This is a genomic window from Vibrio penaeicida, assembly GCF_019977755.1.
GTDB lineage: Bacteria > Pseudomonadota > Gammaproteobacteria > Enterobacterales > Vibrionaceae > Vibrio > Vibrio penaeicida.
On sequence record NZ_AP025144.1, the window covers coordinates 516,433 to 529,013 of the forward strand.

Sequence of the window (12,581 nt, forward strand, 5' to 3'; positions counted from 1 at the left end):
AATGATCATGGCTAGAAAGGCTCTGAAACTTGCGATTATTGGTGGGGGGAGTAGCTATACCCCTGAATTGGTAGAAGGCGTCCTCACTCGCATCGATCGTTTGCCTGTGAGAGAAATCCATTTTGTTGATGTTGAAGAAGGGCAAGAGAAACTTGAAATCATCGCTGCACTTTCAAAGCGCATGGTTGAAAAAGTAGGTGCAGATATTGAGATAAAAGCATCACTAGATCGAAGAAGCGCAATTAAAGATGCTGACTTTGTCATGACTCAATTTCGAGTAGGTGGGCTTCAAGCTCGGGCGAATGACGAAAGAATTCCACTGAAATACGATGTTATAGGGCAGGAAACCACTGGACCAGGGGGATTTGCTAAGGCGCTAAGAACTATCCCTGTGATATTGGATATATGTCGAGACATCGAAGAGCTGGCGCCCAACGCTTGGATGTTGAATTTTACAAACCCTGCTGGGTTGGTCACTGAAGCTGTGCAGCGACACACCAACGTAAAAAGCATCGGGCTGTGCAATGTACCGGTTTCCATGAAAATGATGGTCGCAGAGATGATGGATTGTCAGCCAGACGATCTTCAACTGGAATTTGCAGGGTTAAACCACCTTGTTTGGGTCCATCAAGTTTGGCTCCATGGCGAAGACATCACCGAAACCGTATTAGAGAAAGTGGGGGATGGCGCCAACTTCAGTATGAAAAACATTTTTGAAGAACCTTGGGATCCCGATTTCTTATATGCCTTAGGTGTTATTCCTTGTCCGTATCATCGCTACTTTTACCAAACAGAAGCAATGCTAGAAGAAGAAAAGCAATCAGCTGAAGAAATTGGTACCCGCGCAGAGCAAGTTATGCAAACGGAAAAAGAACTGTTTGAACTTTATCGTGATGTCAATCTCGCTCATAAACCAGAGCAATTGGAGCAACGAGGTGGCGCGTATTATTCTGATGCTTCTCTCAATCTTGTTGATGCGATTTACAATAACCTGAACGCAGTACATGTTGTCAATGTTCGAAATAATGGGACGATTCACACATTGCCGGACGATGCGGTGATTGAATGCAGTGCGGTTGTGGGAAGCTTTGGTGCGAAACCTCTAACTGTCGGTCCATTTCCAGCTGAAATTCGCGGTTTGATACATCAAGTAAAAGCGTATGAAGAACTTACCGTCGAAGCGGCAGTGTCAGGCAGTTATGAGAAAAGTCTAATGGCATTAGCAAACAACCCACTGGTTCCTGATATTGCGAAAGCAAAAGCGATATTGGATGAAATATTACAAACTAACAAACCGTATTTGCCTCAATTTAAGGAGGCACTTTAGCCCGTGTGATGGCAGAAGTAGGAGGACAGTATGCACGTAATTTTCAATGCAGATGATTTTGGTTTAACTCATGGAGTAAACCAAGGAATCAAAGACGCTCATTTAAAAGGTGTCGTGAATTCAACAACTCTTATGGTCGGAATGAGTGCCGACAAAGAAGCGGTAGAAATGGCAAAAGCGTTACCGAATTTAAAAGTAGGGATTCATCTACGTTTTACGGCAGGAAAGCCACTAACAAATATGCCAAATCTGTTAGGTGAAGATGAGTGCTTTCCTGTTCAACCCGACTTTTGGTCGCGTAGGGACTTTTGCGCAGATGCGGTGGAATCAGAAGTACGGGCTCAGCTTCGATATTTCGATGAATTAGGGCTGACATTAAGTCATATTGATAGCCATCATCATGCGCATCGACATCCTCAAATACTGCCTATTGTTGAACGAATCGCTGCTGAACGAGGTGTTCCATTGAGGGAACAGTCTATTGATGGAGTTCGGTATCAATTTACTGACAAGTTTTTTGATGACACCGTTTCAATGGATGCATTACTTTCCTTAATTGCGACCTATAAAGATCGTTGTGATGTCCTTGAAGTGATGTGTCACCCAGCAAGGATAGATGAACATCTCGAACAGATATCCAGCTACGTGATTCCAAGAGAAAAAGAACGAACGGTTCTAACCGACCCGCAACTCACATCTTCACTAAAAGATATGGGGGTAACGGTTTCTGATTACTCTGCCGTTGCGTTGGTGGTGGAGTCCACCCAGTAAAATAAAGTAGCTGCCACTTTGGAACCCCCTAAACCTTAATTCCAATGTTTGAATCTGGCAGCTTGCTTTTTTCTCAGTTAGATTGAGTCACATTAGGTCAACCGACCCTAGTTTTAAAAGGAAATCGAGAAAGCATGGCGAGAATCAAAGACGTTGCTTTGTTGGCTGGCGTAAACCGCTCTACCGTCTCTAGGATCATTAACGGTGAAGGGAAATTTAGAGAAGAAACAAAAAGGAAAGTCGAGCAAGCGATGGCAGAGCTTAACTATCGTCCTAGTGCGATAGCACGCTCTTTGGCGACCGCCTCAAGCAACATGACAGGGCTACTTGTCACATTTTACACTGGTGGCTTCTTCGGAGAGATGATGGACCAAGTGCAAAATGAACTTGATAAGCACAAGAAGTTTTTAATCACCGCTCAAGGGCATCACAGTGCAGAAGGCGAGCGAGAAGCGATACAACGCTTTCATGACTTAAGGTGTGAAGGATATGTGCTTCACAGTCGCTATATGAGTGATGAAGAGCTGCGAGAGCTTGCAACACTACCCACACCATTTGTGTTGCTTGATCGTTTTGTTGAAGGGCTAGAAGACAGGTGCATCACCTTTGATCATGAAGACGCGGCATTTATTGCCACATCACATTTAATCGAAAATGGGCACACATGCATAGGCTGTATTGCTGGACCAAGTGAACGGGTCAGTGCTAAGAAGCGATTATCTGGATTTATAAAGGCGATGGATTCTCGAACTATTTCGTGGAGCGATAGTTTGATAGTAGAAGGAGATTACGGGCGTGAAAGCGGCTACTTAGCGGCGAAAAAACTCGTATCTCAAAACCCAGATCTGACGGCTGTATTTTGTACGAGTGAGGAAATGACAAGTGGTGCTATGCAGTATTTTCATGAAAATGAAATTCGAGTGCCTCAAGACATTTCTATAGTCAGTTTTGATAGCGTTTACGTTTGCGAAAGCTTTTATCCAACCGTTTCATCTGTTCAATTCCCAATTAGTAAAATGGCACGCTCTGCGGTAGAAATTCTAACAGCCAAAATTCAGGGGAAAGAAACCAGTGCCGCACAAGAGTTTGAGCCTGAATTGATCCGAAGAAAAAGTGTTTCTCCCCTCCAAGCATAAAGGCTGTGAATAGACGCTTGATTCAAGAAAGAAATGATAAAAGTAGGTAAAGCAATAACATCCCATTCTTAGACTATAGTTAAAACTGCACATTCATTAATTTGGGGAGAATTCAATGGATCAAGCGAACTTATTATCAAGAATAAATGAATTGCCTAAAATTCGAAAAGTCTTACAGGAACTTGTCGAGATGGTGAATCGAGACGAAGTAGACCTGATGGAGCTTTCACAAAAAATTGCCATGGAACAGGTAGTCTCCGCACGTATTTTAAGGTTAGCTAACTCCGTTCACTTTGGACGAAGCAGAACGGTCGCTTCAATCGATGAAGCTGTTATACGTTTAGGGACCGAACCGATCAGAACATTAGTCGTGGTATCAGTATTGACGAGCGCCTTCCCTAAATTTGAAACAATGGATGTGACTGAATATTGGAACAACACATTTGAAGTTGCCACTATCGCGAGTAACATCGCGAAAGAAATTGGTCTAGAACCTAACCAAGTATTCACCGCAGGTATCCTTCATAATATAGGTGAACTAATGATTCATGCGTTAGCGCCGGAAGAAGCAAAGAAAATTCAAGAGCGGGTAAAAGAAGGTGAAGATGCAGAAACAGTGCAGCGTGACATTCTAGGAACTTCAGCCTGTGAGCTAGGTGCTAAACTGGCGACAGCGTGGAAGTTCGCACCTCAATTGGTTGATTCCATCGCTCACTGCCTCAACCCAGAAAAAGCGGAAGAAGAACCTAAAATTGCGTGGTCTCTGCATTTGGCGAGGCAAATAAATTTCGATTGGGATGATATTGAAGAGGAAGATGAACGGCTCGAATATATTGAGTCAAACCAAGACGCAAAAGTACTGGGTTTATCAACCACTTTTGTACCCACTTTAGAAAATGTGAGAGGGCAAGGAAGGGATCTTGCCGCCCAAATGGTGTAACGAAATGTATTAAAGGGGTTTGGATACCCCTTTTTTTCTTTATAATGTCAACGCTCAATTGGAGAGTACTCGCAAATTCTCCAACCAAATTAAGAGTGTTGAATGTGTAATAACATACTGAATATTATTCATAATGTTACCAAAATCAAACTAAGCGAACGTAATATAAAGCGCCATTAGAGCTTTTGTTCCTAATAATGTTAGATTTGTCATTCTGCTCAATTCGTAGCGAAAAAAACGTAACTTAGGAATAAATCGATTCAGTGTGGCCAGTATAAAAATTACGGTCGATCGCATTCAGCCAGGTCTTCATGTCAGACTACCTGTGAATTGGAAAGATCACCCGTTTCTTCTCAATAGCTTTAAGATCAAATCCCAAGACCAAGTGGACATCATTCGTCACTTGGGGATTAAGCACGTCTATATCAATCCACTTCAAAGTGATTCTGAACCATTACCTGCAAATGAAAGCTCAGACAACGTAGAGCAAGAAAGTGAACTTGAGCTAGCTAAGAAAAAAATGTGGGAAGAAAAACAAGCTCGAATTGAAAAGCTAAACGCCTACCGCAGGCGTGTAAGTAAATGCGAGAAAGAATTCGAACGTTCCTTATCACAACTTCGATCTGTGATGAGTAAAATCCGCAATCGACCAGCTGATGCCGTTAATGAAGCCACCATTATGGTGGACGAAATTGTCGACAAACTCTTGGCGGATAACAACGTTACACTGCATCTAATGAGTGGGAAGAGTAAGTTCCAAGATATTTACTTTCATTCTCTGAACGTTGCAGTTATTGCAATGATGATCAGTAAAAGCAAAGGATTCAAAGCCGAGCAAATCAAAGACATTGCATTTGGTGCTCTGTTCCACGATATGGGTAAAGTGCGAGTGCCATCTGCAATAATCAATAAGAAAACCAAATTGTTGGCACCGGAAGTGAATTACCTGAAGCTCCACACTAAGTATGGTCTGGAAATAGCAGAAAAAATTGAAGATTTCCCTTCGAGTGCCAAACGCATCATTACTCAACACCATGAGTGTGTCGATGGTAGTGGCTATCCGGATGGGTTAAAGGGCGACCAAATTGATGCGTATGCGCAGATAGTAGCACTTTCTAATGCCTATGATAATTTATGTCACCCAAGAATAGAGGCAGAGCAGAAGATTCCATTCAGTGCGTTGTCTCATCTCTATAAGAAATGTAAACATCTATATAATAATGAAAACCTGAATATTCTCATCAAGTTTATGGGAGTGTATCCACCAGGAACCGTCGTCCAGTTGTCTAATGAAATGGTTGGGTTGGTCATTTCTGTTAACGCCCAGAATATTCTCTACCCGAACGTATTACTTTATGATTCTAACGTGCCTCGAAATCAGGCGCCTATCCTTGATCTTGCAGACAGCGATCTGAAAATTGTTTCTGCTATATTGCCGAACAAGCTTCCAGACAAGGTTAGGGAATACTTAAATCCAAGGACTCGGATATCTTATTACTTTGAGAATGACGCATGACGCCTTCTCAAAATGGCTACAAAATGGATGTATTGTAGTCACTAGTTTGTCATGTGTTTGACTTCAACCTTAGTTTTAAATGCAGACACTTGGCAAACGAAAGATGCTCTGATTTTATAACCATCTATATAGATGCTTGGATTCATAGCAACGAGACGTTGTGGAATCCTTTGTACATTGGAGTGTAACTATGCAGTCAACGACACAAACAGCAAAGCCAGAATACTTGCTCATGGCTTTGCGACAAACAATAAAAGATGAAGGCATTACCTACAATACTTTGGCGCAGCAGCTTGGTGTGCCACTTTCATCTTTAAAAAGACATCTTCACAATTCTTCTATTCCCTTAGAAAAGTTACTGACCTACTGTGTGGGCGCTGGTATCAACCTTTCTGAACTTCACCAAGTCGCGCTTAAACTGCAATTCAAGAACGAGAACTTCTTCAATGAGATTCAAGATGACGTATTTTTTGAATTTCCTCAGCTATACGACTTCTACCGTGAACTTCGTCATAGAGAAAATGAGCTGCATCTTATGCAGGAAGAATACGGGCTGGATGATGCCTGTACCTATCTTTATTTGAGAGCGTTAGAAATCCTAGGTCTGATTCAGTTAGGTGAAAGCAACCGTTTCTCCTTTATTGGTCCTTATCACTATCAAATGTCTAGCACTTCAAAGCTGGGAGTGCAATATCTAAAAAGTTTGAAACAGCAGGCGCTGGAAGCTAAAGACGCCGCAAAAGTGATATGTGGGCGAATGTATTTATCAGATGAACAGCTTGAAGCCATCGAAACTAAGTTAAATGAAGAGATTCTTCGGACACATAATGAAAACATGGAACACGGAAGAACCGAACCTCAACATTTACGCAATATGATGTTCTTCGAAACGAAGTATAAGAAGGTACTTTTTTCTGATGGAATTGGCCCTTTACCTAATGATGTGCTCAATCGGGTCAAAAATATGATCAGTGAAGACGGAAATCTTTGATTTATCCACAGGTAAGTGTGGGTAAATTGTGTGAATAAAGGGGGTAAAATTGGATTCGTATAAAAGTTGTTCGTACGGCTCTTTATTTCCAAAAAAATGTCTTTTTAGTATTGCCAACTTCAAATAACTCCCTATAATGCCGCCTCACTGACACGGCAGACGCCACAAGGCTTCAGCGGTAAATGTCAGTTAGGCTTCTGGCTCAAAAATGGATAATTTGTTTCTCCTTTGAAAAAAGAGAAATTAAAAAAGAAAAAGTGTTTGACACTGATAATTATCTCGCTAGAATGACCGCCTCTTCGCAAGGAAGCTTAGCGACTTACGAAGAAAGCTCTTTAACAATATAGACCTATCAATCTGTGTGGGCACTCGTTGATGATGATCCAAATAGTTTCTTCGGAAACAATTTAGGTTTCAATGAACTGAGTGACCAATACGATGATAACTTTCTTAGAAAGGGATCATTGGCACAGTCAATTCATTGTTGTTCTGTTGGAACAACAATAGCTTTAAATTACATACGTAGTTTGAAGTCAGTATTCATTGAGCCGAACAAAATCTTAAATTGAAGAGTTTGATCATGGCTCAGATTGAACGCTGGCGGCAGGCCTAACACATGCAAGTCGAGCGGAAACGAGAATAGCTTGCTATTCGGCGTCGAGCGGCGGACGGGTGAGTAATGCCTGGGAAATTGCCCTGATGTGGGGGATAACCATTGGAAACGATGGCTAATACCGCATAATGCCTTCGGGCCAAAGAGGGGGACCTTCGGGCCTCTCGCGTCAGGATATGCCCAGGTGGGATTAGCTAGTTGGTGAGGTAAAGGCTCACCAAGGCGACGATCCCTAGCTGGTCTGAGAGGATGATCAGCCACACTGGAACTGAGACACGGTCCAGACTCCTACGGGAGGCAGCAGTGGGGAATATTGCACAATGGGCGCAAGCCTGATGCAGCCATGCCGCGTGTATGAAGAAGGCCTTCGGGTTGTAAAGTACTTTCAGCAGTGAGGAAGGGTGTGAAGTTAATAGCTTCATACCTTGACGTTAGCTGCAGAAGAAGCACCGGCTAACTCCGTGCCAGCAGCCGCGGTAATACGGAGGGTGCGAGCGTTAATCGGAATTACTGGGCGTAAAGCGCATGCAGGTGGTTTGTTAAGTCAGATGTGAAAGCCCGGGGCTCAACCTCGGAACCGCATTTGAAACTGGCAGGCTAGAGTACTGTAGAGGGGGGTAGAATTTCAGGTGTAGCGGTGAAATGCGTAGAGATCTGAAGGAATACCAGTGGCGAAGGCGGCCCCCTGGACAGATACTGACACTCAGATGCGAAAGCGTGGGGAGCAAACAGGATTAGATACCCTGGTAGTCCACGCCGTAAACGATGTCTACTTGGAGGTTGTGGCCTTGAGCCGTGGCTTTCGGAGCTAACGCGTTAAGTAGACCGCCTGGGGAGTACGGTCGCAAGATTAAAACTCAAATGAATTGACGGGGGCCCGCACAAGCGGTGGAGCATGTGGTTTAATTCGATGCAACGCGAAGAACCTTACCTACTCTTGACATCCATAGAACTTAGCAGAGATGCTTTGGTGCCTTCGGGAACTATGAGACAGGTGCTGCATGGCTGTCGTCAGCTCGTGTTGTGAAATGTTGGGTTAAGTCCCGCAACGAGCGCAACCCTTATCCTTGTTTGCCAGCACGTAATGGTGGGAACTCCAGGGAGACTGCCGGTGATAAACCGGAGGAAGGTGGGGACGACGTCAAGTCATCATGGCCCTTACGAGTAGGGCTACACACGTGCTACAATGGCGCATACAGAGGGCGGCCAACCAGCGATGGTGAGCGAATCCCAAAAAGTGCGTCGTAGTCCGGATTGGAGTCTGCAACTCGACTCCATGAAGTCGGAATCGCTAGTAATCGTGGATCAGAATGCCACGGTGAATACGTTCCCGGGCCTTGTACACACCGCCCGTCACACCATGGGAGTGGGCTGCAAAAGAAGTAGGTAGTTTAACCTTCGGGAGGACGCTTACCACTTTGTGGTTCATGACTGGGGTGAAGTCGTAACAAGGTAGCCCTAGGGGAACCTGGGGCTGGATCACCTCCTTATACGATGATTATCGCGATGAGTACCCACACAGATTGATACGGTTTATACAGTAAAGAGAGCACGGGCGTTTCTACACGTTCAATTGTTTTTCTCGTTCTAAAAACGAAGAAAACACGTTGTCCCGTTCGTCTAGAGGCCTAGGACACCGCCCTTTCACGGCGGTAACAGGGGTTCGACTCCCCTACGGGATACCATTTTTAAATGCATTTTCTTTGAATAAAGAAAATAGAGTGCTTTTAAACATGGTTTCTTTCACTAGAAAGACAACCACGCTCTTTAACAATTTGGAAAGCTGACGAATAACAACAATCCCCTTATCCTCGGATAAGCGTTGTTATTCAAATTAAAAGTTCTCAAATCCTATTCTCTATGAGAGTAGGTACCAACACACATTCAAGTGTTCTTGGGTTTTCACGAAAGTGAAAACATATTTGAGTCCGGCAAAATCGAAGTGTTGTCTCGCTCATAACAAAGAGACAACAATAAACCTTGGTTGTTTGCCATACATAAGACCTCTTGGGGTTGTATGGTTAAGTGACTAAGCGTACACGGTGGATGCCTTGGCAGTCAGAGGCGACGAAGGACGTATTAACTTGCGATAAGCGTAGATTAGGCAGTAAAAGCCACTTGAGTCTACGATTTCCGAATGGGGAAACCCACTTACATAAGTAAGTATCCTGCTGTGAATACATAGCAGCAGGAGGCAAACCGGGGGAACTGAAACATCTAAGTACCCCGAGGAAGAGAAATCAACCGAGATCCCGAAAGTAGCGGCGAGCGAAATTGGGTTAGCCCTTAAGCTTTTTATGCGTCAGGTGAAGTCTCTGGAAAGGGACGCGATACAGGGTGATAGCCCCGTAACCGACAACGCACATTGAGTGAAATCGAGTAAGGCGGGACACGTGATATCCTGTCTGAATATGGGGGGACCATCCTCCAAGGCTAAATACTACTGACTGACCGATAGTGAACCAGTACCGTGAGGGAAAGGCGAAAAGAACCCCTGTGAGGGGAGTGAAATAGAACCTGAAACCGTGTACGTACAAGCAGTAGGAGCACCTTTGTGGTGTGACTGCGTACCTTTTGTATAATGGGTCAGCGACTTATATTCAGTGGCAAGGTTAACCGTTTAGGGGAGCCGTAGGGAAACCGAGTCTTAACTGGGCGTTCAGTCTCTGGATATAGACCCGAAACCAGGTGATCTAGCCATGGGCAGGTTGAAGGTTGAGTAACATCAACTGGAGGACCGAACCGACTAATGTTGAAAAATTAGCGGATGACTTGTGGCTAGGGGTGAAAGTACCAATCAAACCTGGAGATAGCTGGTTCTCCCCGAAAGCTATTTAGGTAGCGCCTCGGACGAATACTACTGGGGGTAGAGCACTGTTAAGGCTAGGGGGTCATCCCGACTTACCAACCCTTTGCAAACTCCGAATACCAGTAAGTACTATCCGGAGACACACGGCGGGTGCTAACGTCCGTCGTGGAGAGGGAAACAACCCAGACCGCCAGCTAAGGTCCCAAATTACTACTAAGTGGGAAACGATGTGGGAAGGCTCAGACAGCCAGGATGTTGGCTTAGAAGCAGCCATCATTTAAAGAAAGCGTAATAGCTCACTGGTCGAGTACCTGCGCGGAAGATGTAACGGGGCTAAGTAGTAAACCGAAGCTGCGGCTGCAATCTTTTGATTGCGGGGTAGGGGAGCGTTCTGTAAGCCGTTGAAGGTGGTCTGTAAGGGCTGCTGGAGGTATCAGAAGTGCGAATGCTGACATGAGTAACGATAAAGGGAGTGAAAAACTCCCTCGCCGGAAGACCAAGGGTTCCTGTCCAACGTTAATCGGGGCAGGGTAAGTCGACCCCTAAGGCGAGGCTGAAAAGCGTAGTCGATGGGAAACGGGTTAATATTCCCGTACTTCTTACAATTGCGATGGGGGGACGGAGAAGGCTAAGTGGGCGCGGCGATGGTTGTCCAGGTTCAAGTGCGTAGGCTGATGGTTTAGGTAAATCCGGACCGTCATTAAGGCTGAGACACGACGTCGAGCTGCTACGGCAGTGAAGTCATTGATGCCATGCTTCCAGGAAAAGCCTCTAAGCTTCAGATTGTAAGGAATCGTACCCCAAACCGACACAGGTGGTCGGGTAGAGAATACCAAGGCGCTTGAGAGAACTCGGGTGAAGGAACTAGGCAAAATGGTACCGTAACTTCGGGAGAAGGTACGCTCTTGACGGTGAAGTCCCTCGCGGATGGAGCTATTAGGAGTCGCAGATACCAGGTGGCTGCAACTGTTTATTAAAAACACAGCACTGTGCAAAATCGTAAGATGACGTATACGGTGTGACGCCTGCCCGGTGCCGGAAGGTTAATTGATGGGGTTAGTCTTCGGACGAAGCTCTTGATCGAAGCCCGGTAAACGGCGGTAGTAACTATAACGGTCCTAAGGTAGCGAAATTCCTTGTCGGGTAAGTTCCGACCTGCACGAATGGCGTAATGATGAGTACGCTGTCTCCACCCGAGACTCAGTGAAATTGAAATCGCTGTGAAGATGCAGTGTACCCGCGGCTAGACGGAAAGACCCCGTGAACCTTTACTACAGCTTGGCACTGAACATTGAACCTACATGTGTAGGATAGGTGGGAGGCTTTGAAACCATGTCGCTAGATATGGTGGAGCCGTCCTTGAAATACCACCCTTGTAGCTTTGATGTTCTAACTTTACCATTATCTGGGGTGAGGACAGTGCCTGGTGGGTAGTTTGACTGGGGCGGTCTCCTCCCAAAGAGTAACGGAGGAGCACGAAGGTGGGCTAAACACGGTTGGACATCGTGTGGTTAGTGCAATGGCATAAGCCCGCTTGACTGCGAGAATGACAATTCGAGCAGGTGCGAAAGCAGGTCATAGTGATCCGGTGGTTCTGAATGGAAGTAGCATCGCTCAACGGATAAAAGGTACTCCGGGGATAACAGGCTGATACCGCCCAAGAGTTCATATCGACGGCGGTGTTTGGCACCTCGATGTCGGCTCATCACATCCTGGGGCTGAAGTCGGTCCCAAGGGTATGGCTGTTCGCCATTTAAAGTGGTACGCGAGCTGGGTTTAGAACGTCGTGAGACAGTTCGGTCCCTATCTGCCGTGGGCGTTGGAAGATTGAAGGGGGCTGCTCCTAGTACGAGAGGACCGGAGTGGACGAACCTCTGGTGTTCGGGTTGTCATGCCAATGGCATTGCCCGGTAGCTAAGTTCGGAATCGATAACCGCTGAAAGCATCTAAGCGGGAAGCGAGCCCTGAGATGAGTCTTCCCTGACACTTTAAGTGTCCTAAAGGGTTGTTCGAGACCAGAACGTTGATAGGCAGGGTGTGTAAGCGTTGTGAGGCGTTGAGCTAACCTGTACTAATTGCCCGTGAGGCTTAACCATACAACACCCAAGGGGTTTTGATGGACTCAGACAAGAACAGATTGAATGTGTAGAATTAGAACTTGCTCTTTATTTAAGAGATAGCAGCTTTCCGAATTAAGAATTTGCTTGGCGACCATAGCGTTGTGGACCCACCTGATTTCCATGCCGAACTCAGAAGTGAAACGCAATAGCGCCGATGGTAGTGTGGGGTTTCCCCATGTGAGAGTAGGACATCGCCAGGCTTTGATTTTGATTGAACTCCATCGAGTTCAGTCACCATAAGGTTTTGAACAAAAGTTTAGAATTTTATGTTGACTTCCAAAGTCAGTCGCGTATTATACGCGTCCTGCCTAAGTGGTAACACACTGAAAGCAAAGCTCTTTAACAATATAGACCTATC

The 12,581-nt window shown here is 45.3% G+C and carries 6 protein-coding genes, 1 tRNA gene and 3 rRNA genes; all 10 read left to right on the forward strand.

Annotation, left to right across the window (positions count from 1 at the left end):
- The first annotated feature begins 7 nt into the window (after positions 1-7).
- Positions 8-1,327 carry a 6-phospho-beta-glucosidase gene (locus LDO37_RS02650; RefSeq protein ID WP_126609933.1) on the forward strand — a complete coding sequence of 440 codons (1,320 nt, stop codon included), beginning with the start codon at positions 8-10 and terminating at the stop codon, positions 1,325-1,327.
- 30 nt (positions 1,328-1,357) lie between these two features.
- Positions 1,358-2,098: a chitin disaccharide deacetylase gene (gene chbG / locus LDO37_RS02655; RefSeq protein ID WP_126609932.1), complete on the forward strand. Its 741-nt coding sequence runs from the start codon at positions 1,358-1,360 to the stop codon at positions 2,096-2,098.
- Positions 2,099-2,232: 134 nt separating this feature from the next.
- The gene (locus tag LDO37_RS02660) at positions 2,233-3,234 is read left to right on the forward strand and encodes a LacI family DNA-binding transcriptional regulator (RefSeq protein ID WP_126609931.1); all 1,002 of its coding nucleotides are present in this window, start codon (positions 2,233-2,235) and stop codon (positions 3,232-3,234) included.
- 115 nt (positions 3,235-3,349) lie between these two features.
- The gene (locus LDO37_RS02665; protein ID WP_126609930.1) at positions 3,350-4,174 is read left to right on the forward strand and encodes an HDOD domain-containing protein; all 825 of its coding nucleotides are present in this window, start codon (positions 3,350-3,352) and stop codon (positions 4,172-4,174) included.
- A gap of 265 nt (positions 4,175-4,439) precedes the next feature.
- On the forward strand, positions 4,440-5,690 hold the full coding sequence (locus LDO37_RS02670) for an HD-GYP domain-containing protein (protein WP_126609929.1): 1,251 nt from the start codon (positions 4,440-4,442) through the stop codon (positions 5,688-5,690).
- A gap of 190 nt (positions 5,691-5,880) precedes the next feature.
- On the forward strand, positions 5,881-6,681 hold the full coding sequence (locus tag LDO37_RS02675; protein WP_126609928.1) for a helix-turn-helix domain-containing protein: 801 nt from the start codon (positions 5,881-5,883) through the stop codon (positions 6,679-6,681).
- Between the two features lie 562 nt (positions 6,682-7,243).
- Positions 7,244-8,784, forward strand: a 16S ribosomal RNA gene (locus tag LDO37_RS02680).
- A gap of 119 nt (positions 8,785-8,903) precedes the next feature.
- Positions 8,904-8,979 (forward strand) — tRNA-Glu (locus LDO37_RS02685).
- A 334-nt stretch (positions 8,980-9,313) separates the two neighbouring features.
- Positions 9,314-12,199 (forward strand): 23S ribosomal RNA (locus LDO37_RS02690).
- A gap of 107 nt (positions 12,200-12,306) precedes the next feature.
- Positions 12,307-12,423, forward strand: a 5S ribosomal RNA gene (gene rrf / locus LDO37_RS02695).
- Together the 16S, 23S and 5S rRNA genes with 1 tRNA gene alongside form the textbook arrangement of a ribosomal RNA operon.
- Positions 12,424-12,581 lie beyond the last annotated feature (158 nt).